Below are 24,035 nucleotides of genomic sequence, written 5' to 3' on the forward strand. Positions count from 1 at the left end.
ATTCAAATCTAAGAAAAAGTAATGACTAGAAAATTATGATAAACCAACCTTAATATATTAAAACAAAAACGGCCTTCCTCATTACTGAAGAAGGCCGTTTAATATTCTATTTCAAAGATTACACGCCTAACAATAAACGGGTAGGATCTTCTAATAATTGTTTAACACGAACCAGGAATCCTACTGACTCACGGCCATCGATAATACGGTGATCGTAAGAAAGCGCCAGGTACATCATAGGTTTAATAACCACTTGACCATTAACCGCCATTGGACGCTCAACAATGTTGTGCATACCTAAAATAGCCGATTGAGGTGCATTGATAATTGGAGTTGACATCATAGAGCCAAATACACCACCATTAGTGATAGTGAAAGTTCCACCAGTCATTTCATCAATTGAAAGCTTGTTCTCACGAGCCTTAAGAGCTAATTTAATAACTTCCTGTTCAATTTCAGCCAAAGTCATTGATTCGACATTACGAATTACCGGAACAACCAAACCTTTAGGAGCCGAAACAGCGATAGAACAATCTACAAAGTTGTTGTAAACGATTTCTTCCCCATCAATACGTGCGTTTACAGCAGGGAATTCTTTCAATGCTTCGCAAACAGCTTTGGTAAAGAATGACATGAAGCCTAAGCCTACACCATGTTTTTCTTTGAATTTATCTTTGTATTTAGCACGGATCTCCATCACCGGCGACATATCCACTTCGTTGAAAGTAGTTAACATCGCGGTTTCATTTTTAACAGCTACTAAACGCTTAGCAACTGTTTTACGAAGATTCGACATTTTCTCACGTTTCTCTGAACGAGGTCCAGCAGGAGCAGCAGAAGCAGCAGGGGCAGCTGGAGCAGAAGCTTTAGCAGCAGGAGCCACAGCAGTTGCTTTTTGAGCCTTTTCTGCGTCTTCCTTAGTTACACGACCATCTTTACCGGTACCGTTAACATCTTTAGGGTCGATACCCTTTTCAGCTAAAATTTTACCGGCAGCAGGAGATGGATGTCCGGCAGCATAACTATCGCCTGCAGCAACTGGGGCAGCAACAGCGGCAGGAGCGGCAGAAGCAGCAACTTTTTCTTCTTTAGCAGGAGCGGCAGCAGGAGCACCTGCGCCTTCTTCAATAGCACAAATTACAGCGCCAACAGGAATGGTATCGCCTTCGGCTGCTAATGTTTTTAATATACCTGCTTTTTCAGCAGTTAATTCAAACGTAGCTTTATCTGATTCCAACTCGGCAATGATCTCATCCATTTCAACAAATTCGCCATCATTTTTGATCCAGCGAGATAAAGTTACTTCGGTTATTGATTCGCCCACTGTGGGCACTTTCATTTCTAAAGCCATTTGTTATTTTATTATTTCGAGTTACGAGTTACGAATTGCGAGTTGCACCATAACTATGTAATTACTTTTTAATTATTATTAGTTAAAAGATTGCCAATCATTAATTACGATTAATTCGTAACCCGTAACTGACAACCCGTAATTATTAGTCTACCTTAACGGCTTTTTCAGTCGCTTTTTTCACGTTTTCTTTAACAACTGATTTTACTTTGCTTGCAAATGCTTTAGCAATGATATTTAACTGTTGAGCTACATGAAGTTTTGAGTAACCTGTAGCAGGTGAGCTCGACGACAAACGACAAATAGCTTCAAGCGGTTCACGGCGTAAATGGCGAACTAACCAAGGCCAAGCGCCCATATTTTCTGGTTCTTCCTGTACCCAGAACCACTCTTCGGCATTGCTGTATTTCTCTTTAATAGCATTGTATTGCTCGTAAGGGAACGGATAGATCTGTTCTACACGAACTAAAGCAACATCGCTACGTTTATCTTTTTGTTGCTGATCAAGCAACTCATAGTAAATTTTACCCGAACAGAATAATACGCGCTTAACGTCTTTAGCTTTAACAAAGTTATCGTCGATAATTTCTTTGAACCCACCTTTGGTAAAATCAGCTAAAGGGCTAACACAAGCGGGGTGACGCAATAAACTCTTAGGAGAGAAAATGGTCAATGGCTTACGGAACTCGTTTTTCAACTGACGACGCATGGCGTGGAAGATCTGTGCTGGTGTGGTTAGGTTAGCCACATACATATTGTTTTCGGCACAAAGCTCCATCATACGCTCAATACGAGCTGAAGAGTGCTCAGGACCCTGACCCTCGAAACCATGTGGTAACAACATTACTAAACCGTTGCTGCGTTGCCATTTAGTTTCAGCAGCCGCAATATATTGGTCGATAACAATTTGGGCTCCGTTAACGAAATCTCCGAATTGCGCTTCCCAAATGGTTAAGGCATTAGGAGAAGCCATGGCGTAACCATATTCGAAACCTAAAACACCGTACTCAGAAAGATGTGAGTTATAGATTTCAAATGGCGCATCTTCTGTTCCAACTGATGTTTGAATAGGGCTATACTCTTCGTCTGATTCTTCAACTTTAACAATTGCATGACGATGAGAGAAGGTACCACGCTCAACGTCCTCTCCGGTGAAACGAACACGATGACCTTCATTAACCAACGAAGCGTAAGCTAACAACTCACCCATTGCCCAATCAAGGGATTTGGTTTCGTTGATCATTTTCTTGCGATCAGTGAAAAGCTTCTCAACTTTATTGATGAACTTTTTATCTTTTGGAAGATCCGTGATCTTATTACCCAGCTCTACCAATGTTTTTTCGCTTACGCTGGTATCAATAGATTTCACAAAGTCTTCAGGTGTTGCGAAACGCATACCTTTCCATGGGCCCTGTAAAACAGGTGTGCCAAATACCGGCGACTCTTGTTTTACCTCATCCAAACGATCCTGCAACATTTTACGGAAACTCTTATCCATTTCCTTCGCCAGGCTGGCATCCACATCACCTTGAGCTAATAATTTAGCATTGTAGATTTCACGAGGATTAGGGTGTTTCTCAATCGCCTTATATAAAGTTGGCTGAGTGAAACGAGGCTCATCTCCTTCGTTATGGCCGTAGCGACGATAACAAAGAATATCAATGAACACATCATTTTGGAATTTCTGACGGTATTCCATCGCTAGATTAATCGCGTAAACTACCGCTTCAACATCATCACCATTTACATGGAACACTGGAGAAAGGGTAACTTTTGCAATGTCGGTACAATATGTACTTGAACGGGCATCACGGTAATTAGTGGTAAAACCTACCTGATTATTGATAACAAGGTGTATGGTACCACCGGTTTTATAAGCATCCAATTTAGCCATCTGCAATACTTCGTACACAATGCCTTGTCCTGCTACTGAAGCATCACCGTGAATTAATATTGGAGCTAATTGGGTATAATCATTATTGTATTTCTGATCGATCTTAGCGCGGGCAATACCGGTTACCACGCCGTCAACTGTTTCCAGGTGAGAAGGATTTGGACAAAGGCTCAAGTGAACATCTTTGCCTTGGCTGGTTTGCATATCGGTTGAAAAACCCATGTGGTATTTTACGTCACCACCAAAAGGAGCACTTTCATCGTAGTTTTTACCCTCAAACTCCGTAAAAATATCTTTATAGGTCTTGTTCATGATATTGGCCAACACATTTAAACGACCACGGTGGGCCATACCAATAACAAATTCCTTGATACCTAACTCAGCACCTTTTTCGATAACCGAATCTAAGGCCGGAATTACCGTTTCAGCGCCTTCTAGAGAGAAGCGTTTTTGTCCTAAAAATTTAGTGTGAAGGAAGTTTTCGAAAACTACCGCCTGATTTAACTTATGCAGTAAACGTTGCTTTTCATCAGTAGAAAACGATTGCTTGTTACGGCTGCCTTCCATACGATCCTCGAACCACTTCATCTTCTCAGGATTACGGATGTATTTATACTCAGCCCCTACTGATTCACAATAGGTTTCTTCTAATAATTGACGAATATTGTTAAGCGTTGTTGGACCTAAACCTACTTCAATACCAGCATTAAAAACGGTATTTAAATCTGCCTCGCTCAAGCCAAAAGTTTCCAGTTCTTTGCCCGGGTAAAACTTCATGCGTTCGCGCACAGGGTTGGTTTTGGTGAATAAATGGCCGCGTTGGCGATAGCCATTGATCATATTTAACACCTTCATTTCTTTATCAAAGTGTTCGTTGCTGGCCGGTACTTCTCCGCCATCGGTTTTGCCTAGTTCAAAACCTTCAAAAAATTTCTGCCAGCTAAAGTCAACTGAAGCAGGATCATTCTTGTACTGTTGATAAAGTGATTCGATATACGAAGAGTGTGCGTTGGTAAGATACGTGAGGTTATCCATTCTGCTTACTTATGTTCCAAAAATTCTGTCGGGTAGCAAAAGTAACTATCTTATGCCTTACAGGCAAGCCGATATTTAATAAAAATCTGAATTTAACTACTTCTATATAAAAGCTTAAAAAAGCTTTTCAGACCCAAAGCAACTATTGTTATTTATCTTTCTTCTTAGTTATAAATCAGATCAATTTATATTGAATGAAAAACACTCCTATTTGCTTTATAACAATTATAGTTTGGTTTGGCAGCTCGTTAAGCATTAAGTCTTTTGCACAAACTCAGGGCAACTGGTATCTCTCCGGCCATGTTGATGCAGGAAAAACCGCGAAATTTTTAGCTACATCACTTATTCATTCCGCTTTAAATTTAGAGTCAGAAGAAGAGGACCCGGATGAAACGGCGAAGTTCCGTTTTGGATTTGATGCCGGTTATCAGTTTAAAGTAAAAGAACAGGTAAGCGTTGACGCCGGTATAAACATTGATTTTTATAACATCCGCAATCACCCCACTTATGCCTATGTTATAGAGGATGATTTTCTTTTTAAGCAACGAAACACTGCTTTTTCAGCAGAAATACGCCCCACCTACTTTTTTGGCCACCATAATGATACCCGATTTTTCTTATCCTTAGGGGTTAAGATGACCAAATGTTTTACGAGGGTATTCTATTCGGAATTGAGTTATGAAGACGAATCAGTGCTTCCTCGTTACCTGTCAAAATCAAATGCAATAAGTGCCGATGCCCCTGTTTACGTTCATCTTGTACCTGCAGTGGGTTTTAATTTTGGAGGAGCACAAAGCCAAAGTTTTTCGGTTTCCTTAGAATGGGAAAAAACACGCTGGGATAATTCATTCAACAACCTTAACCTTTCAAATTTTGGTCTTCCGAGCAATTACCAATTTGAGTCTAAGGGTATTGTTTCAATGGTATTAAGGTTAGGATTTTAGGCTTAGCAGGTAAAATACAAACGCTGAACCTCAGCATTGGTATTAATAAAATCGATCATTTGAGGTACATCCTTTATAATCGTTAAGCGCGAATGAGGTTTAATGCTTCCGGTTACAGCTAAATTTCCCGAAACCGCAAGTGTCCAGTTAGGCAGATTTTCTAAAATCTTGGAAATAATCAGATTTACATCGCCAAAAGCGTTATCCGATATCAAAAAAGTTAAGGCGTAATCCGGATCATAATAGTTGGCCACACTTAGCAAATCTTCAAAAGGTAAATTAGCTCCTAAATACAAAACGTGATGCCCACGGGCTTTGATCATATAATTGGCAAAAAGTAAGCCCAATTCATGAACCTCGCCTTCTGGCAAAAACAACATGTATTTTTTAGCATGGCTGGGATTAGAAGGCTGGAGGCTATTGATTGCGGTAATTAACTTTTGCCGGATAAGGTGGGTGATAAAATGTTCGTGTGCCGGATTAATAGTTCCTGCCTGCCACATAATACCGATCTTACGCATAAAAGGATGAATGACCTCGAGCATAGTCCTTTCCATACCCATAGAATCAAGACTGGTTTGCATTGTCTCTTCAAAAACTGCCTCATCAAGCGTCAGCATTGCATTACACAACGAACCAATAGTACATGAACAGCCATTAATCTCACATTCCGATAATTTTTCGATGTATTTATTGATCTCCTGATCACTCATTTTGGCAATTTCAGAAATACGCATGCCTGAATCGAGCAATAAGGAAATGTTGAGGAATTTCTTCAAGTCGTTATCATCAAAATACCTGATATTGGTACAGGTTCTTTTAGGAGTTATTAAATTATAACGTTGTTCCCAAATTCTAATGGTATGCGCTTTAATACCCGTTAAACACTCTATATCACTGATCGAGAACTTTTTCACTATCCTAAAATTTCTGCAAGTTTAACAATTGTTTTATTAAAGTTGTTTAAACAACATTAATCGAGTGTAAATTATGCCTTCCTATTCAGCTAACCATTCATTAAAAAAGCATTATTAAATGCCTGTTTTTTGGGGTAAGCGTTAAACAATACCGTAGATCAGAAATGCAGCTAAATTTCTTATTCTCAATTTATTCTGAAATACATTCCGCAGCAAATTTTTCAGCTCCAGGCATTTATCAATTTAACACAAACAGCTGAATATAGTACATTCACAAAAGACTAAACAAACATTTTTATACTTTGTTTTAATTCACTGATTACTAACAGATTTTAATTAGATTTCAATCAAACTAAACCAGTTAAAACATGTTATAAAACTAAATACGCTCAACTATGAATAGGGAAAAAATTAAAACAGCTTACATCGATTATGTTTTAAGCAATAACGAACAGCCCAAGTCGGTTTATGTTTTTGCTAAAAGTTTAAAATTGAAAGAAGAAGAATTTTACCATTACTTCAATTCTTTTGAATCGATTGAAAATGGCATTTGGCTGGATCTTATAAGACAAACGGCTGATAATGTAAAAAGCGAGGAAGTGTATGAAGGCTATTCAGCTCGTGAACGCATATTATCGTTCTTTTTTACATTAATTGAATTGATGAAAGCTCAACGGAGTTTTATCATCTATTCAATAAAACATTCCGGTAAAGGCTTTACTACTCCGGGGATCTTAGAAAAAGCAAAGGAACAATTTGAAGGGTTTGCGTTAGAAGTGTTGAGTCATGGCATAGAAAACAATGAGATCGTTGAGCGCAAGTTTATTTCTGATAGATATAAAGATGCTTTATGGCTTCAGTTTGTCTTTATTGTAAATTTTTGGATCAATGATATCAGCGAAAACTTTGAAAAAACCGATGAGGCTATTGAAAAAGGGATCAATGTAACACTGGATCTGATGAGCCGTGGACCAATTGACAATTTGCTGGAGTATGGTAAATTTTTAGCACAGCAAGGCAAGAATAAAATTAAATTCCCATTCACTGCCTGATCCATCAAAAACATGAAAGAACAAACAAGTATTCCGGTTTCAAAGGTCGAGCGTTCGGTAAAGTTTGTAACCACGGGGGCTAAAGTTGGGGTAAACTACCTGAAACATTATTCCCGAAAATTAGTGAACCCCGATGCAACAAAAGACCAACTGAATGAAGACAATGCATCCGATATATACATAGCTTTAAGCCAGTTAAAAGGCAGTGCCCTTAAAATTGCGCAAATGCTCAGCATGGATAAGAATATACTTCCCAAAGCTTACGCCGAGCAGTTTTCTCAGGCCCAATACAGTGCCCCTCCTCTTTCGGGACCGCTGATCATCCGCACTTTCACCAAATACTTCGGCAAAGCTCCTGAAAAGATCTACGATTCCTTCAAGCTCAAATCAACACATGCAGCTTCCATCGGACAGGTTCACCAGGCAACCCTAAATGGTAAAAAGCTAGCTGTTAAAATTCAATATCCCGGTGTTGGCGACAGCATTAACTCTGACCTGAAAATGGTCAAACCATTTGCTTTCCGGCTTTTGGGCATGTCTGAAGCCGAATTGAATGTATACATCAAGGAAGTGGAAGAAAAACTACTGGAAGAAACTGATTACGAACTGGAAGTAAAACGTTCACTTTTCTTTTCAAAAGCCTGTAAGCACCTTGATAACATTATTTTCCCTAAGTATTATCCCGAACTATCGAGTAAGCGGATCATTACTATGGATTGGATAGAAGGAATACATTTGAGAGAGTACCTGAAAACAGACCCTTCTCAGGCTGAACGAAATCGTATTGGACAGGCTCTTTGGGATTTTTATAATTTCCAACAACATGAATTACGTCAGGTGCATGCAGATCCTCATCCCGGTAATTTTCTGATCACCCCTGATAGAAAACTGGGAATCATTGATTTTGGCTGTATAAAAGAACTCCCTGATAATTTTTATTACCCATTTTTCGCTTTTGTTTCTAATCCATTGGGTGATAGGAAAAAAACTATCAATTATTTTAAACAATTAAAGATGATCTTTGATGATGACAGTCCTGAAATGGTGGAATTCTATTATCAAAATTATAGCGAAATGATCGGTCTTTTTGCGCGTCCTTTTGTACAAGGTGAATTTGATTTTAGCAAACCCGGCTACTTTAATGAATTGTTTGTTTTAGGCGAAAAAGTGTCAAAAATGAAAGAATTTAAACAAGCCCGAGGGGTTAAGCATTTTATATATGTGAATAGAACCAATTTAGGTCTTTATAATATTTTACACGATTTAGGGGCCAAAGTAAGAACCGATACTTTTAAGCCCCACCTTATAAAAGAGGATAAGGAGCAGTAATACATTATTGATTCTAAATCCTTTAGGAAAGACCATGAAGATACTTATAGTAGGAATAAATAATTACGTTGGCACGCGCTTATTACCCGTATTAATTGAAAATGGCCATGAGGTGTTATGCCTGGTTAAAAGCAAAAGCTGTTTTGCCCGGAAACATAATCTGAGTGAGCAATCAAATATAACCGTCATAGAAGGCGATCTATTGAAACCTAAATCTCAAATTGATATACCTGGAGATATTGAGACAGCTTTCTTCTTTACGAATTCGAACAATAATTGTTTAAATGAATTTGCGAACCTGGATGAATTACTTGCCAAAAATTCAGTTGACCGATTAGAGCAAACCAAGTGTAAGCAGATAGTTTATTTAAGTCAAGCGGCCCCATTCCATCCCAACTTAAAGATTGAAAATATACTCACTTCTGGAATTATTCCTGTTACTATTCTAAGAGCAGGATTTATTGTTGGCACACAAAGCCCAACATTTGAAATAGTACAGAAACTGGCCGAAAAGTTTCCGATCCTGTTAGCTCCAAAATGGTTAAATCGCTCTTGCTTTCCCGTTGATATCCGCAATGTCTTAGCTTATTTATTGGCGGTGGCAGGAAACATTCAAACACTGAACTGCAGCTTTGATATCACCGGACCAAAAGCTATAACTATTAAGCAGATGATAACTGATTACGCTATGGCTTTGGGTTTAAAACGAAGGCTAATTAATATACCATTGGATTTGACACTATTGTCATCGGCTGGCCTGAAATTAATGAACTCTGTAAGCTTATATCAAGCTAAAATGCTGATCAACAACCTAAACGCTACTCCAACAACAGTAAATGATACGATCAAAAAGGTGATCGATATTTACCTATACAGCTATACCGAATCGCTGAACTTTTATTTTACTTCATTAAATACCGGTCATAATCCGCTTGCTTTTAGCCGTAATTAACTACCAAAAAACAATGCATCTCCCTATGTTATAGGCTATTTGCTCAAAAAAAAGTATATTTAATAAAACACTTGGGTTATGCTTAAGGTAGAAGATATTTTGGCAAAAAAAGGCAACAACGTTTACACGATCGATGCCGATGAAACCGTTTACGATGCCCTTGAAGATTTAATTGAAAAGAATATTGGGGCTTTAATAGTTACGGATCATGGACGACATATTGGGATATTTTCCGAAAGAGATTATGCCCGTAAAATAATTTTAAAAGGTAAATCTTCAAAGGAAACACGCGTTCGCGAAGTGATGAGTGACCAGTTGATTACAACCTCACCCCAATCACAGGTTGAGGAGTGCATGGAGGTAATGACCAAAAATCACTTACGGCATTTACCTGTTGAGGATAATTTCAAGCTGATTGGAATGGTATCAATTGGTGATGTGGTAAAATACCTGATAGAGGTTCACGAAATGATAATTGAAGATCTGGGCCATCAAATAAGAGATTGCAAAACCGACTTTTAAACAACAGGCTGAAGAAATTCTTCAGCCTGTTCCATTTTTTATTTAGCCTGCAACTGATCCAACAGTTCCAGGTCCATTACCAAACGACCTACCACTCGGTTATTTACAATGTGCTCCTCTACAATTTCTTTCACGTCTTCCAATTGCACCTTTGCATAAAAAACACCTTCGGGATAAACAACAACAGAGGGACCTAACTCGCAAGTTTCCATGCAACCAGCTCTCTGTGCCCTTATCTCGGTATTCAATCCCTTATCTTTAATCAATTTCTTAAATTCTGCAACAAGGGCTAAGCCGTGTTTTTCTCCGCAGCAAACCCTGGTTCCAGGCGCCCGCTCATTTGTGCAAACAAAAATATGTTTGGTGTATTTGGTTTTATATTCCATCCCTGTTCTTAAATTTCTTTTTCAACGGAAACAAAGTTATATCTTATTAGTTTTATAAATACCGAAACTTATAAACAGCGCTTCAACTCATAATGAAAAACATATTAATTGCTGGAGGAAGTGGCTTAATTGGGAAACAATTAACCAAACTATTAATTCATAAAGGTTATTCTGTTGGTTGGTTGACTCATTCAGCTATAACTCCTTCCTCATCTGTTCAACTATTCAGGTGGAATCTGGAGAATGAGCATATTGATAAAGAAGCCATTGATTTTGCTGATGCTATTATCAATCTGGCCGGAACAGGAATAGCTGAAAAACCCTGGACTGCAAAACGTAAACAGGAAATTGTGAATAGTAGAGTTAACAGTATAGAACTGTTGATGGCCTCCATTAAAGCTTCAGCCAAACAGCTGCACTGTTTTGTTTCTGCGTCAGCAATTGGCTACTATGGCAATAAAGGCGATAAAATAGTATTTGAGAACGAAGAACCCGCTGCTGATTTTTTAGGCCAATGCTGTATTACCTGGGAGAATGCTGCTGACGAAGTCTCAAAATTGAATATAAGAACTGTAAAGCTTCGCACAGGTATTGTATTAAGTAAGCAGGGCGGAGCGCTCCCAAAAATATTAAGGCCCTTAAAGCTCGGTTTAGGAGCTGCTTTAGGCAATGGAAATCAATGGATGAGTTGGATTCACATTGTCGACCTGTGCAATATGTACATCTATGCCATAGAAAATCAAGATCTTACAGGTACTTTTAACGCAACTGCCCCTAATCCTGTTACCAATTTTCAATTCAATAAAATAATTGCGGAAAGCTTGAATAAATCAATTTGGTTGCCAAACGTTCCTGAATTTGTATTATCAATTGCATTAGGAAACCGCAAACAGCTGCTACTGGACAGCACCCGTTGTTCATCGCGGGCCATTGCTCAAACAGGATTCAAATTCAGTTATCCTGAATTCGATAAAGCCATTAAGCAACTTCTTTCCTCATCTGTTTAGTTTTTGATGAAAAAAAATAAAGTAAATATCTTTTGGTTTCGCAGAGATTTAAGGTTGAACGATAATCCAGGCCTCTATCACGCACTCAAAAGCGGACTTCCGGTTTTACCCCTTTTTATTTTTGATACTATTATTTTAAATAAACTTGAAGATCGTGCTGATGCCAGAGTAAGCTTTATCCATCAAGCTCTAACGCAATTATCTAATGAATTAGCCTCGTTTAATAGCAGCTTGATTATAAAACACGGTTCTCCCAAAGATGTATGGCTCGCTTTGCAGAACGAATACTCTATTGAAAATGTATTCATTAATCATGATTATGAACCTTATGCCATGTTGCGTGATGAGGAAGTAAAAGAGTTGCTAAAACAGAAAAATATTGAGTTACTCGATTTTAAAGATCAGGCAATATTTGAAAAGAACGAAGTTTTAAAAAATGATGGAAAACCCTATTCAGTTTTCACACCCTATAAAAACAAATGGTTAAAGAAGCTTAACGATTTTTATCTACGCACTTATCCGAGTGAAAAACACCTTTCCTATTTTTTTAAAACACCAAAAAGCCCAATTCCTTCATTAAAAGCTCTTGGATTTGAGCAAAGCTTCAGTGAGTTCCCTGAAAAGGAATATGAAAACATATTTGCCAATTACGATAAACATAGAAATATTCCTTCAATAAAAGGCACTTCTCATATCAGTGTTCATCTCCGTTTTGGCACAGTTAGCATTAGGGAATTGGTTCGAAATGCCCAGGAAAGAAATGCAGAAACTTGGTTAAACGAGCTTATTTGGCGTGATTTCTACTTTATGATTATATGGCATTTCCCTCATGTTATCGATCGGTCGTTTAAACCCGAATATGATCAGATAAAATGGAGAAACAATGAAGAGGAATTTAGGTTATGGTGCGAAGGGAAAACTGGATACCCGATTGTTGATGCAGGTATGAGGGAATTAAACACTACCGGCTTTATGCATAACAGGGTTAGGATGATTACTGCCAGTTTTCTTACCAAACACCTGTTAATTGACTGGAGATGGGGAGAGACTTATTTTGCCAAAAAACTATTAGACTTTGAGCTTTCAAGCAATAACGGGGGTTGGCAATGGGTTGCGGGCTCGGGATGTGATGCCGCTCCATATTTCAGAATCTTTAACCCTCATGAACAAACAAAAAAATTTGACCCCCAATTAGAATACATAAAAAAATGGGTACCTGAATTTGATCAACCCAACTACCCATTTCCCATTGTTGAGCACCAGTACGCTCGCCAACGTTGTTTAATGGTTTACAAATTGGCACTAAAGAGCCTGAAGTAATTCTAGTTCGAATATGAAATTAGAATTTGCAGGCGCAATCACTTTCCCCTTATCATCAACTATCGAACGTGCACCAAATGCATATCCGGAAGGAATATATAAAATCACCTTACCCCCGGGTTGAATTAGCGGAATTCCGATTTGGAAACCGGCAATCACATTCCCTAAAACCAAAGATATTGGTTTACTAAGTGTAGTACTATCTACCACTGTTCCATCTAGTAATAAAGCTTTGAACTTAACCTGAACTCTGGTACTTGCATCATACACAATTCCACCTGAACCTGGCTTAACTATATTATAATAAACACCATTTTCTTCACGTAAATAGGGTAATTCATGCTGATTAAGAAAACTTTTGATTAGAGTGGTATCAGCAGCCAGCTGTGCATTAAATTTTTGTTGCGCTTGGCGTTGCTCTTCGAGAGGGTCATAACTATCTTTCTTGCAGGATGAGAAAATTACGAAGGCGAGTAAGAAGAAGAGAAGGTTTTTCATAATGGAACTTATTAGGTTACCTATAATTTACCTAATAAATTCCATTATTCCATGTTTGTAACATGTTATTTATCAACTTTCTGCAGTTCAACATTAAAGATTAAAACTGAGTTTGCAGGAATTTTTCCGGTAGCATATGGGCCATAAGCTAAACCTGAAGGAACTAACAGTTTTATTTTACCACCTTCTTTAATTTTCGGAAGTCCCAATTGAAAAGCAGGTATTAAATTCTTAAGCAAAAAGGTTGCGCCTTCACTTGAATCAAATGGATTTATCCCGTTGATTAAGTACCCTGAATAAGCAATAGTAACCGTTGAATCAACAGTTGGATTATTTCCCGTCCCTTCTGTTTCAATGCGATATTTTAAACCTGATGGGGTGGCAATTACATTATCAAGATCATTTGCTTTTACATAATTGGCAATAATTGCACTGTCAATTTTTAATTGCTTCGCATAATCATAGGGTTCATAATCATCGTTACTGTTTAAACATGCCGTAAAACCAAAAGCAATTGCTAATAATGATAACAGATAAATAATCTTCTTCATAATCTTTAAAAGTGTATAGTAATTGGAAATTCTACGATAGCCTTGAATTAAACACATTTCTTCGAAAATGTGTTGAGGCTCATTGAAAACTAGGAGGTATCAGAAAAAAGGTCCGATTGTTACCGGACCTCAATTTCTGCGTATTATTTAATATTTTACAATTTCGACCAACTCAATATCGAAAACCAATGGCGTATTAGGCGCAATACTTCCGCTCCCACAGTTTCCATAAGCTAAATGAGATGGAACCATTAAACGAATTTTTCCACCTTCACCAACTAATTGCAGGCCTTCTGTCCATCCTTTGATAACGCCTGATAAAGCAAATTGTGGTTTATATCCGGCCGAATCAAATGCTTTGCCTGTTTCATCTGTTATTAAAGAACCTCGATAATCGGCTGTAATTGTAGAGGTTGCGCGAGGTTTTTGACCTTCACCAGCATTATAAATGTAATAAGAAAGACCTGAGGCTGTGCGTTTAACTCCGGTCATGTTTTTTCTTGCTATAAACTCACGAATCGCTTTTTGATCAGCAGAATCTTGAACTGCAGAATATTCACTATTGCACATAGCTGCATACGGGTCCGTACCACACATGCTCATCACAAAACCAATTGCGACCAATAATACAGGGAGGATTAATCTCTTCATGCTTCGTTAAATATCATTTTTTTTCAGAATGCAAATATGCTCTGAATCGGATAGTTATAAAAATATTTTTTGTTTTAATATTAAATAAAATACAAAATCTATTCGAGAACCATCTTTTATTATAAAACTAATTAGCTGATCACCGAACAAAAAAGCGGCGTAAACTTAAGGTTTAACGCCGCTTTCATCAACATAGTATTAATTAGAAACAATATTTATTTTCATCAATAATGGTTTTAGCCACACGCTGACGGGCATCTTTTGTGTTGAAAGGCTCCGTTTTGGTGAAACGTTTCAAACCCATCATCATCATACGTAGCTCATCACCTTCGGCAAATGAGTTTAATGCTTCTTTACCGTGCAACCACACCTGATCCATGGCTTCGTTCAAATAAATACGGGTCATGTCTATTTGATTTGCGCAAGCTTCTTCACCTCGTATGCCCACCAATTTTTCAGTACGTAATAAAGCTGACTCGGCAACGTATGCCAAAGAAGCCATGTCAGCAATGTTCATCAACACTTCCTGCTCTTTGGCCAGGGTCATCATTAACTTTTGAACGGCAGCACCGGCAACCATTAAAGTGGCTTTTTTAATGTTTTTGATCAATCGTTTCTCATAAGCGAATAAACCTTCATCAGAAACATTGAAATCAGGAATTGACATCAGCTCTTGAGCAACAGCCTGTGCAGGGCCCATCAGGTTCAATTCACCCTTCATGGCTCGTTTCAGCATCATATCAACTGTTAACAATCGGTTGATCTCGTTGGTTCCTTCGAAAATACGGTTGATACGTGAATCACGATATGCACGGTCCATTGGAGCTTCAGCCGAGAATCCCATTCCTCCATAAATCTGAACCCCTTCATCAGTTACATAATCCAACGCCTCTGAGCCGTAAACTTTCAAGATTGCACACTCAACAGCAAATTGCTCAGTGCTCTTCAATTTGGCTTTTCCAGGTTCCATACCATCTGCCACCAATGCATCGTACGCGTCATCAATATTTTGACCTGCACGATACATAGCCGACTCTACCGCATAGATTTTAGTAGCCATTTCTGCCAACTTATGACGAATTGCCCCAAATTTGGAGATTGGCAACTTAAACTGGATACGCTCATTAGAATAGTTGACTGCTCTGCTTACAACGGCTTTTGAAGCACCAATTGCAGCTCCTGCAAGCTTAATACGGCCAATATTTAAAATATTTACAGCGATTTTAAACCCATTCCCTCTTTCCGAAAGCAAGTTTTCAACCGGTACATGGCAATCATTAAAAAAGATCTGACGGGTTGATGAACCTTTTATTCCCATTTTATGCTCTTCAGGGTTCATTGTAATTCCACCAAAACTACGCTCAACAATAAATGCCGAAAGGTTTTCACCGTCATCAATTTTAGCGAATACAATAAACACATCTGCAAATCCACCGTTGGTGATCCACATTTTTTGTCCATTGATCACATAATGCTTACCATCCGACGTTAAAACAGCTTTGGTTTTGCCTGAATTGGCATCAGAACCAGAGTTAGGCTCGGTTAAACAGTAGGCAGCTTTCCATTCGCCGGTGGCTAACTTAGGAACATATTTAGCTTTTTGCTCCGCATTACCATAATACAAAATCGGAAGAGTACCAATTCCAGTATGCGCTGACATGGCCACTGCAAAGGAATGACCAGCGCCTACAACTTCGGCAACAAGCATCGAAGTATTGAAATTCTTGCCAAAGCCTCCGTATTCTTCTGGTACCGAAACGCCAAGAATACCTAGCTCACCCGCTTTATCCATTAAACTTTCCATCAAACCTTCTTCATGGTTATCGATGGCATCCAGCTTAGGATAAACCTCTGCTTCAAGAAAATCTGAACACGTTTTAGCGATCATTAATTGTTCTTCATCCCATTGCTCAGGAATGAAAATATCAGCAGCTTCAGTTTCTTTGATCAGAAACTCCCCGCCTTTAATTTTGTTTAGATTTGAGATTTCAGACATAAGATCTTAGTTTTTTGTTATTGATTGATTTGAAATCTGTGATTTGAGATGTGAGAAAATCATATGAAAATTCTCATATCCAAATCTCCTTTCTCCTATCCCTTTACATTAATTCAAAAATACCCGCAGCACCTTGCCCTGTTCCAACACACATGGTTACCATACCATATTTTTGCTTACGAGCTTTCAGTTCATTTAATACCTGAACGGTTAACTTTGCTCCGGTACAGCCCAAAGGGTGACCTAAAGCGATAGCTCCACCATTAACATTCACCACATCCGGATTTAATTCTAATTTTCGGATGATGGCTAATGACTGCGAGGCAAAAGCTTCGTTCAGCTCAATCAGATTGATATCATCCTTCTTCAAACCTGCTTTGTTTAAAGCTACCGGAATTGCTTCAATTGGACCAATTCCCATAATTCGAGGAGGCACGCCAGCTACTCCGTAACTTACCATCCGGGCAATTGGCTCAACATTCAGTTCTTTCAGCATTTTCTCTGAAACAACCAGTACGAATGCAGCACCATCGGAGGTTTGTGAAGAGTTTCCTGCTGTAACGCAACCATTAGCAGCAAATACAGGTTTAAGTTTAGCTAACTTATCAACCGAAGTATCAGCACGAGGACCTTCATCCGTATCAACTATGTAATCGCGAGTTTTTTTCTTCAAATTATCATCAAGAAATGTTTCATTCACTGTGATTGGCAACACTCCCGCCTTTAAGGCTCCTGATTGTTGTGCTTTGATCGCTTTTTGGTGCGAATTATAAGCGAATAGATCCTGATCATCACGAGAAACATTGAACTCTTTTGCAACGGCCTCGGCGGTTAATCCCATTCCCCAGTAATAGTCAGGATTTTCTTTGGCTACATCGAAATTGGGTACGATCTTCCAGCCGCCAAAAGGCATTCCCGACATCACTTCCACACCTCCGGCAATAATACAATCGGCCATACCGGCTTTAATTTTTGCGGCTGCAATGGCGATGGTCTCCAAGCCTGAAGCGCAGTATCGGTTAACCGTCATACCGGGAACTTTATCCGTTTTCAGACCCATCAATGAGATCATCCGACCGATATTTAGTCCTTGCTCGGCTTCCGGGGTAGCATTACCTACAATTACATCATCAATTTTTTCTTTATCTAAATTCGGCACCGAGGCCACCATATGACTCACTACTTCTGCAGCTAAATCATCGGCCCGCATAAAACGAAATACTCCACGAGGAGCTTTTCCAACTGCGGTACGGTATCCTGCTATAATGTATGCTTCCATTGTTTTGTTAGATTCAAGAGTCAGGAATCACGATTCAAGACTCGGGGTTAACTTAAATGTCTTTATTCTTGTAACTTTTGTTTTGGCTCTAATTTCTCAGTGGCTTACCCTTGGTTAGAATTGACTGAATACGCTCCAGGGTTTTCTTCTCCGCACAAAGGGATAAGAATGCTTCACGCTCAAGATCTAACAGATATTGCTCACTTACTATGCTTGGTGCAGACAAATCACCACCACACATTACCCAACCTAATTTTTCTGAGATCTTTTTATCATGCTCTGAAATATAATTACCTGAGTACATGGTATTGGCTCCAGCGTAAACCATTCCTAAGCCTGACTTTCCAAGCACTTTAATATCCTTCCGCTGAACAGGTTGAACGTAACCTGCTTCGGCGAGCTCAATAGCTTTTGCTTTAGCATCAGCAATTAAACGACTGCGGTTCATCGAGATATCAAACTTATCTTTTTGAAGATAACCAAGATCAAAGGCCTCTAAACCAGAAGTTGAGACCTTGGCCATTCCTATAGTTAAGAAACGATCTTTCAGTACATTTTGTTCAATTTGGCCATCGCCAAAAGCGTCCGAAGCTCTTAAGGTAAACTCCTTGGTACCACCTCCGCCAGGAATCAGACCAACTCCAAACTCAACTAATCCCATATAGGTTTCGGAATTTGTTTGAACAAAATCGGCATGTAAACACAATTCGCAACCTCCTCCCAATGTTAAGTTGTGCGGAGCCGCAACCACCGGAATTGATGAGTAGCGCATACGCATCATCGTATTTTGGAACTGACGAATAGCAAAGTCTACCTCATCCCAATCCTGTTCAATAGCCATCATAAAGATCATACCCACATTGGCTCCTGCTGAGAAGTTAGAACCATCATTGCCAACAACCAAGCCACGGAAATCTTTCTCTGCAAGTTCAATGGCTTTATTTAAACCTGATAGCACCTCGCCGCCGATGGTATTCATTTTCGTATGGAATTCCACATTTAAAATGCCATCGCCTAAATCAGTTACCGTGGTTCCGGCATTCTTCCAAACTGTTTTGTTTGGACGAACCGCATCTAAAATGATATAATCTGAAATTCCTGCGATTGCTTTATAGCTTTTTGAAGGAATATCGTAATACAACTTCTGACCATTCTCAATTTTGTAGAACGATGCATTTCCGGCAGCAAGCATTTCGGTTACCCAGGCTGCCGGAACATGATCATACTTTTTCATCATTTCAACACCTTCGGCCACGCCTAAGGCATCCCAAACTTCATAAGGACCCAATTCCCACCCGAAACCTGCACGCATTGCATCATCAATACGATATAATTCATCAGATATCTCAGGAATACGGTCTGAAACGTACTCGAACAACCCTGCAAATGAAGCTCTAAAGAATTCCCCGGCCTTATCGGCTCCTTTTGCGTATGCTTTCATACGAGCTTTTAAATCCTCAATCGGTTTAAGCATTTCTAATGTTGCCGATTTTACTTTTTGCTGAGGCTCGTATTCTAATGTTTTAAGATTTAATGAAAGGATTTCAGACTTACCGTTGGCTCCTTTTATCTTTTTATAAAACCCTTGTCCGGTTTTATCACCCAGCCAATTGTTCTGCTCCATTTTAGCCACATACTCAGGTAACTTAAACAGTTCGCGGGCTTTATCTTGTGGACAATTATCATATAACCCTTTGGCCACTTTAATCATGGTATCCATACCCACCACATCAGTAGTTCTGAATGTAGCCGACTTTGGACGACCTAATACAGGGCCGGTATATTTATCTACCTCATCAACGGTTAATCCCATTTTTTCAACCAAATGGAGGGTTGCCATAATGCCATAAACCCCAATGCGGTTAGCAATAAAAGCTGGAGTGTCTTTACACAATACCGTTGTTTTTCCAAGGAATTTATCACCGTATTCGAGTAAGAAATCAACTATTTCGGTTTTGGTATATGGAGTTGGAATAATTTCAAGTAAGCGCAGGTAGCGTGGAGGGTTAAAAAAGTGAGTTCCACAGAAATGTGCTTTAAAATCATCACTTCTCCCCTCGGCCATCATATGAATAGGAATTCCTGATGTGTTAGAAGTAATCAATGTTCCGTCTTTACGGAATTTCTCTACCTGTTCGAAAACCTTTTTCTTCACATCAAGGTTTTCCACTACTACTTCAATAACCCAATCGCATTTCGCGATATCCTTCATGTTATCATCAAAGTTTCCGGTAGAAATTTTATTAAGCGATTCTTTATTATAAACCGGCGATGGATTGGTTTTAACAGCATTTTCTAATGAACCGTTAACGATCCGGTTTCGAACCGATTTATTTTCCAAAGTAAGACCTTTGGCAGTTTCGGCAGGTAGTAATTCTTTCGGCACAATATCAAGCAACAGTACTTCCAACCCAATGTTAGCAAAGTGGCAGGCAATCCGGGACCCCATGATCCCCGAGCCCAACACCGCAACTTTTTTAATTATTCTTCTCATGTTATGATTATACTGATTGTTTTATTTTAATTTAAACTGATGGATCCAGCATTTGATTACTTCAGTTCCTCTTCTTCAGGCATGTAATCTTGTGCCAGTTTATTTATTTTCAGCAGGGCTTCTATACAAATATTCTTTTCCTGTTCAGAAAGGTTCTCATCTAAATATTCGTTGAATTTCTTAACAACCCTGCTTGCAATCTTTCTTTTCTCGATTCCCAAGGGTGTTAAAAAAATCTTTACCAAACGTTTATCGGAAGTATCGGTTTCACGGTAAATCATTCCCATATCTTCCATACTATTTAACAGTCGGGATAAACTGGTAGCCTTTTGTCCTAACAAACCGGCTAGCTGCGAAACAGTTGTCCCTTCTTTGGCCACATTCATTAACAAGTACCCTAAAGCATGTGTGATTCCGTATTCAGATGCTATCTGGTTATATTTATTGGCAATACTTTGCCAGCTAATTTTCAGATAGTAGTCAATAGTGTTAAGTTCTTTCAAGGACAAAATGGTTTAAGTTGATGTTTTAAAATCTTTATGTTAAATTGGTCTTGCCGAACACATTACTATGCGCGCATAGCGAATGTAGTAAAAAGAAAGTTATTATGCAAGCATAAGAAAATATAATTTTTTATTTTGTCAAACACCACAATAAAAGGCTTATGCAATTGCGCATAAGCCTTTTACCTAATAATATATTTTTACATTAACCTACCAACCTTGCGCATTATCATCTCCACGCTTATCGGCTCCGGTTTGATACAAACCAGAGGGTGTTCTTAAGATCGCATCCGTTCTGCCAATACCATTTCTAACCTCGGTTGCATAACCCTTTTGTTTGAGCTGAAAATTAGTTGTGCTATCAACACCTATTTCTTCATACTGAACAACATCCGGTAACCATTGAAAATGAACTCTGCCTGCATCAATTGCCTGTTGCATACCCATATTATAATCGACAACATTGATAATGGTTTGAAACACGGTGGTTATAATTGTTGATCCTCCCGGAGTGCCTACCACCATAAATAAATGACCGTCTTTCTCAACAATGGTTGGTGTCATAGAACTTAACATGCGTTTACCTGGTTGTATGGAATTGGCTTCACCTCCCGTTACTCCATACAAGTTAGGAACACCCGGCTTGGCACTAAAATCATCCATTTCATCATTCAATAAAAAACCCGACCCTTGAACAAAAACATGTGAGCCATAACTGTTATTCAGTGTAGTGGTAATAGCTACAGCATTTCCTTCTTTATCTACGATCGAAAAATGAGTGGTTTGTTCGCTTTCTTTTTTAGGCATCCCCTTATTAGGTATTCCAAAGTTACCCGGCTTTACCATTGAACTTGGAGTAGCTTTTTCAAACGAAAAATCAGCCATCCTATTTTTCAAATACGTTTTATCCAGCATTTCCTCCACTGGCACTTTGTAAAAATCGGGATCCCCTAAATAAGCCGATCTATCGGCATATACTCTTCGTTCAGCTTCAGTTATTAGTTGGATACTCTTGACTGAATTCCAACCCATATTTTTTAAATCATAAGGCTCAACCATTTTTAAAAGTTGAAGAAGGCAAACCCCTCCACTCGAAGGTGGAGGCATTGAAATAACTTTACAACCTCGATATTGACCGGTGATGGGTTTTCTCCAAATCGATTTATAGTTTTTAAGATCTTCTCTTGAAATCAGACCTTTCCCAAACTGCATCTCCTTAATAATATTTTCGGCAGTAATTCCTTCATAAAAACCAGCACGGCCTTTATCCCTGATCAATTCCAACGTTTTTGCGAGATCCTCCTGTACTAACAAATCTCCTTCTTGCCAATCGCCCTCCTTTAATAAATAATTATGCCCGGGCTGATTATATTTAATAAAGTCTGAACGATGCTTATTCATTTCACGGGCCTGCATAGACGTAATTTTAAAACCTTTTCGAGCTAATTGAATGGCTGGCTCAAGCAATACAGCCCATTTAAGTTTTCCATATTTTGCATGAGCTTTTATCATTCCGTCCACTGATCCCGGGACTCCGGCAGATAAATGCCCATAAATACTTAAGTTCTGAATTACATTTCCCTGGGCATCAAGATACATGTCTTTGCTTGCCGCTGCGGGAGCCGTTTCTCTAAAATCGAGTGCGTTTACTTCTCCTTTGGCTGAGCGGTAAACCATAAAACCTCCACCTCCAATATTACCCGCATTAGGATAAACTACAGTCAGTGCAAATTGAACTGCTACGGCGGCATCCACAGCGTTTCCTCCATCTTTTAGAATAGCCAATCCTACTTTCGAAGCTTCCCCATGGGCTGTTACCACAGCACCGTTTTTAAATTCAATCTCCTTAGATTGGTTATTGGGACTAACAACAAAAGAAATGAGCAGGGCTGGTAACAGTAAGGCTAATAAGTAATACTTAAGTTTGTAAGGTTTCATTAGTGTTTTTGATTGGTGACGGAAACACTAAAATAACATAAAAAAACAAAAGCTCCTTTTACTTAAAAAGGAGCTTTCTGAGCTAATTTGAACGCTAAAATTATTTAAGCATATAGGTATCTAGTTCAACACTAATTTGTTTTTCGGGAATACCGTAAGTATTATCCAATACTGTTGAATTATTTACATCCTTATGCATTCTTACGGCTTTAGTTTGGTTCGGCTTTATGAATTTATTGTTTTTAACATAGAGGTAATCAATCGGCCTGCCGTTTACAATAATGTCTTTAAAAATCTCTTTAAAATAAAACACATTGTCGTGAATATTAACGTATTGACCTGCTATGGTAGTACCGTCTTTACGGTCATCGCCTCCATGCATATCAAACGCTTCTGCCAGTCCATACTGTAAAACGGTATTATTACACGCCTCATAACCTTCGCCCGGAACCCCGGAACCGGTTATAGAATGACGGTTCCAATTAAAGGTATTGCCTTTGATCAAGGCTTCTCCTCCAGATAAACATACCCCATAACCTAAACCATAGCGCTGATTGTGATGGATATAATTATTCAATACTTTAGCATTACGACAGTTTTTTTTAATCAAAATTGCTGCATGCGACCACCCACAAAGCTCAGATCCTTCGATCACAAAATCAGAGTAGTCGGTAACCACACCTTGGCAATAGGGAACTGTATAAAATTGCCCGGTAGCTTTTAATTCTTTCATCCGTTCCACTTGCTGAAGTGTATCAGGACCTACCAAACGAATATTTGCAATTCTTACACCTTTCCCCCTCACATCAATTAACGGTCGTTGACCTAAGTCAGTTGAAAAGATCATTCCTCCGGGTATCAGTTTTCCATTTTTATCCTTATTTCCTCGACCACTCATTAAGGTAACACCCGCCTGCAAACCGATTGTTCCTTTTTGAGCCATATCAATTTTCGCATTATCTGCTACATAGATCGTTTGTCCTTTCGACGCTTTAGCTGCTGCTGCCAAGAGCTCTTTGGAACTGGCGACATAGTAATCATACTTTTGTGGAACTTCAAGTTCTTCCGAGATTATTTCGGTTTGTGGAGGATTAGGAGTAGGCTCAATAAGATCCTTTTTACAGGAAGAATTACTTAATGAGATTAATATTGCAAGGAAAGTAGAAAGCATAGCAATAGAACATTTAATCTGATTTGGTTTGATCATATAGCTGGGAGTTTAATTGTTTGCTTTTACAAGCGGAGAGCTCCCTGCTTTTACGACCTAGCCAACCAAAAGTTGCATTTAAAATTATTTAACTACCTAAACATCAAATATTTAGCCATTAATTATCATAACTATTAATAAATTAATTTTCATATTGAGAAATATCACTTTCTATTAAATATGTATTAATAGTCTTAAGAATATTTAAG

The 24,035-nt window shown here is 38.7% G+C and carries 20 protein-coding genes; 7 read left to right on the forward strand and 13 right to left on the reverse strand.

Going from position 1 to position 24,035, the window contains the following annotated elements:
* Positions 1–118: 118 nt before the first annotated feature.
* Positions 119–1,351, reverse strand: a complete 1,233-nt coding sequence (gene odhB, locus C3K47_RS13400) for a 2-oxoglutarate dehydrogenase complex dihydrolipoyllysine-residue succinyltransferase (RefSeq protein ID WP_103789662.1) — start codon at positions 1,349–1,351, stop codon at positions 119–121.
* A 145-nt stretch (positions 1,352–1,496) separates the two neighbouring features.
* The gene (locus tag C3K47_RS13405) at positions 1,497–4,280 is read right to left on the reverse strand and encodes a 2-oxoglutarate dehydrogenase E1 component (RefSeq protein ID WP_103789663.1); all 2,784 of its coding nucleotides are present in this window, start codon (positions 4,278–4,280) and stop codon (positions 1,497–1,499) included.
* A 194-nt stretch (positions 4,281–4,474) separates the two neighbouring features.
* Between C3K47_RS13405 and C3K47_RS13410 the strand changes: the two genes are divergently transcribed.
* Positions 4,475–5,224: a hypothetical protein gene (locus C3K47_RS13410; RefSeq protein ID WP_103789664.1), complete on the forward strand. Its 750-nt coding sequence runs from the start codon at positions 4,475–4,477 to the stop codon at positions 5,222–5,224.
* Between the two features lie 2 nt (positions 5,225–5,226).
* Here C3K47_RS13410 and C3K47_RS13415 read toward each other — a convergent pair whose 3' ends face one another.
* Entirely contained in the window at positions 5,227–6,141 is a 915-nt protein-coding gene (locus tag C3K47_RS13415; protein ID WP_103789665.1) for a MerR family transcriptional regulator, read from the reverse strand.
* 395 nt (positions 6,142–6,536) lie between these two features.
* Here C3K47_RS13415 and C3K47_RS13420 point away from each other — a divergent pair, with 395 nt between their 5' ends.
* The 4 genes from C3K47_RS13420 (at position 6,537) to C3K47_RS13435 (ending at position 9,996) form a co-directional block, all read left to right on the forward strand.
* Entirely contained in the window at positions 6,537–7,193 is a 657-nt protein-coding gene (locus C3K47_RS13420; RefSeq protein ID WP_103789666.1) for a TetR family transcriptional regulator C-terminal domain-containing protein, read from the forward strand.
* 12 nt (positions 7,194–7,205) lie between these two features.
* Positions 7,206–8,522 (forward strand): ABC1 kinase family protein, encoded by a 1,317-nt coding sequence (locus C3K47_RS13425; RefSeq protein ID WP_103789667.1) that lies wholly within the window; start codon positions 7,206–7,208, stop codon positions 8,520–8,522.
* Positions 8,523–8,556: 34 nt separating this feature from the next.
* Positions 8,557–9,474, forward strand: a complete 918-nt coding sequence (locus C3K47_RS13430) for an NAD-dependent epimerase/dehydratase family protein (protein ID WP_103789668.1) — start codon at positions 8,557–8,559, stop codon at positions 9,472–9,474.
* 78 nt (positions 9,475–9,552) lie between these two features.
* Entirely contained in the window at positions 9,553–9,996 is a 444-nt protein-coding gene (locus tag C3K47_RS13435) for a CBS domain-containing protein (protein WP_103789669.1), read from the forward strand.
* 38 nt (positions 9,997–10,034) lie between these two features.
* Here C3K47_RS13435 and C3K47_RS13440 read toward each other — a convergent pair whose 3' ends face one another.
* Positions 10,035–10,382: a (2Fe-2S) ferredoxin domain-containing protein gene (locus C3K47_RS13440; protein WP_103789670.1), complete on the reverse strand. Its 348-nt coding sequence runs from the start codon at positions 10,380–10,382 to the stop codon at positions 10,035–10,037.
* Between the two features lie 92 nt (positions 10,383–10,474).
* On the opposite strand from C3K47_RS13440, the gene C3K47_RS13445 reads away from it, so the two are divergent.
* Together C3K47_RS13445 and C3K47_RS13450 are read left to right on the forward strand one after the other, a co-directional pair.
* Complete coding sequence (locus tag C3K47_RS13445) at positions 10,475–11,389, forward strand: TIGR01777 family oxidoreductase (protein ID WP_243392554.1); 915 nt, start codon at positions 10,475–10,477, stop codon at positions 11,387–11,389.
* Between the two features lie 6 nt (positions 11,390–11,395).
* A complete protein-coding gene (locus C3K47_RS13450; protein WP_103789672.1) occupies positions 11,396–12,709 on the forward strand; it encodes a cryptochrome/photolyase family protein in 1,314 nt (437 codons plus the stop codon).
* Here the strand turns inward: C3K47_RS13450 and C3K47_RS13455 are convergent.
* The 9 genes from C3K47_RS13455 to C3K47_RS13495 all read right to left on the reverse strand — a co-directional run bounded on the left by C3K47_RS13455 (position 12,692) and on the right by C3K47_RS13495 (position 23,826).
* Entirely contained in the window at positions 12,692–13,207 is a 516-nt protein-coding gene (locus C3K47_RS13455) for an FKBP-type peptidyl-prolyl cis-trans isomerase (protein WP_103789673.1), read from the reverse strand. The two genes, C3K47_RS13450 and C3K47_RS13455, sit on opposite strands and share 18 nt — an antisense overlap.
* A 65-nt stretch (positions 13,208–13,272) precedes the next feature.
* Positions 13,273–13,758 (reverse strand): FKBP-type peptidyl-prolyl cis-trans isomerase, encoded by a 486-nt coding sequence (locus tag C3K47_RS13460; RefSeq protein ID WP_103789674.1) that lies wholly within the window; start codon positions 13,756–13,758, stop codon positions 13,273–13,275.
* A 147-nt stretch (positions 13,759–13,905) separates the two neighbouring features.
* Positions 13,906–14,409 (reverse strand): FKBP-type peptidyl-prolyl cis-trans isomerase, encoded by a 504-nt coding sequence (locus tag C3K47_RS13465; RefSeq protein WP_103789675.1) that lies wholly within the window; start codon positions 14,407–14,409, stop codon positions 13,906–13,908.
* 202 nt (positions 14,410–14,611) lie between these two features.
* Positions 14,612–16,405 (reverse strand): acyl-CoA dehydrogenase family protein, encoded by a 1,794-nt coding sequence (locus tag C3K47_RS13470; RefSeq protein WP_103789676.1) that lies wholly within the window; start codon positions 16,403–16,405, stop codon positions 14,612–14,614.
* A gap of 103 nt (positions 16,406–16,508) precedes the next feature.
* Positions 16,509–17,684 carry an acetyl-CoA C-acyltransferase gene (locus tag C3K47_RS13475; protein ID WP_103789677.1) on the reverse strand — a complete coding sequence of 392 codons (1,176 nt, stop codon included), beginning with the start codon at positions 17,682–17,684 and terminating at the stop codon, positions 16,509–16,511.
* Positions 17,685–17,772: 88 nt separating this feature from the next.
* Positions 17,773–20,178 carry a 3-hydroxyacyl-CoA dehydrogenase/enoyl-CoA hydratase family protein gene (locus C3K47_RS13480; RefSeq protein ID WP_103789678.1) on the reverse strand — a complete coding sequence of 802 codons (2,406 nt, stop codon included), beginning with the start codon at positions 20,176–20,178 and terminating at the stop codon, positions 17,773–17,775.
* A gap of 56 nt (positions 20,179–20,234) precedes the next feature.
* Entirely contained in the window at positions 20,235–20,681 is a 447-nt protein-coding gene (locus C3K47_RS13485) for a MarR family winged helix-turn-helix transcriptional regulator (protein WP_103789679.1), read from the reverse strand.
* Between the two features lie 210 nt (positions 20,682–20,891).
* On the reverse strand, positions 20,892–22,619 hold the full coding sequence (ggt, locus tag C3K47_RS13490) for a gamma-glutamyltransferase (protein WP_103789680.1): 1,728 nt from the start codon (positions 22,617–22,619) through the stop codon (positions 20,892–20,894).
* A gap of 100 nt (positions 22,620–22,719) precedes the next feature.
* Entirely contained in the window at positions 22,720–23,826 is a 1,107-nt protein-coding gene (locus C3K47_RS13495; RefSeq protein ID WP_103789681.1) for a hypothetical protein, read from the reverse strand.
* Positions 23,827–24,035: the final 209 nt, after the last annotated feature.

Origin of the sequence: Solitalea longa, from assembly GCF_002920915.1 — a bacterium.
GTDB lineage: Bacteria > Bacteroidota > Bacteroidia > Sphingobacteriales > Sphingobacteriaceae > Solitalea > Solitalea longa.

Coding starts and splice junctions, on each gene's coding strand:
- C3K47_RS13480 (WP_103789678.1), bottom strand. CDS start 20,178: ATGAGAAGAATAATTAAAAAAGTTGCGGTGTTGGGCTCGGGGATCATG.
- C3K47_RS13430 (WP_103789668.1), top strand. CDS start 8,557: ATGAAGATACTTATAGTAGGAATAAATAATTACGTTGGCACGCGCTTA.
- C3K47_RS13445 (WP_243392554.1), top strand. CDS start 10,475: ATGAAAAACATATTAATTGCTGGAGGAAGTGGCTTAATTGGGAAACAA.
- C3K47_RS13420 (WP_103789666.1), top strand. CDS start 6,537: ATGAATAGGGAAAAAATTAAAACAGCTTACATCGATTATGTTTTAAGC.
- C3K47_RS13475 (WP_103789677.1), bottom strand. CDS start 17,684: ATGGAAGCATACATTATAGCAGGATACCGTACCGCAGTTGGAAAAGCT.
- ggt (WP_103789680.1), bottom strand. CDS start 22,619: ATGAAACCTTACAAACTTAAGTATTACTTATTAGCCTTACTGTTACCA.
- C3K47_RS13425 (WP_103789667.1), top strand. CDS start 7,206: ATGAAAGAACAAACAAGTATTCCGGTTTCAAAGGTCGAGCGTTCGGTA.
- C3K47_RS13450 (WP_103789672.1), top strand. CDS start 11,396: ATGAAAAAAAATAAAGTAAATATCTTTTGGTTTCGCAGAGATTTAAGG.
- C3K47_RS13465 (WP_103789675.1), bottom strand. CDS start 14,409: ATGAAGAGATTAATCCTCCCTGTATTATTGGTCGCAATTGGTTTTGTG.
- C3K47_RS13470 (WP_103789676.1), bottom strand. CDS start 16,405: ATGTCTGAAATCTCAAATCTAAACAAAATTAAAGGCGGGGAGTTTCTG.
- C3K47_RS13440 (WP_103789670.1), bottom strand. CDS start 10,382: ATGGAATATAAAACCAAATACACCAAACATATTTTTGTTTGCACAAAT.
- C3K47_RS13435 (WP_103789669.1), top strand. CDS start 9,553: ATGCTTAAGGTAGAAGATATTTTGGCAAAAAAAGGCAACAACGTTTAC.
- C3K47_RS13460 (WP_103789674.1), bottom strand. CDS start 13,758: ATGAAGAAGATTATTTATCTGTTATCATTATTAGCAATTGCTTTTGGT.
- C3K47_RS13455 (WP_103789673.1), bottom strand. CDS start 13,207: ATGAAAAACCTTCTCTTCTTCTTACTCGCCTTCGTAATTTTCTCATCC.
- odhB (WP_103789662.1), bottom strand. CDS start 1,351: ATGGCTTTAGAAATGAAAGTGCCCACAGTGGGCGAATCAATAACCGAA.
- C3K47_RS13405 (WP_103789663.1), bottom strand. CDS start 4,280: ATGGATAACCTCACGTATCTTACCAACGCACACTCTTCGTATATCGAA.
- C3K47_RS13410 (WP_103789664.1), top strand. CDS start 4,475: ATGAAAAACACTCCTATTTGCTTTATAACAATTATAGTTTGGTTTGGC.
- C3K47_RS13495 (WP_103789681.1), bottom strand. CDS start 23,826: ATGATCAAACCAAATCAGATTAAATGTTCTATTGCTATGCTTTCTACT.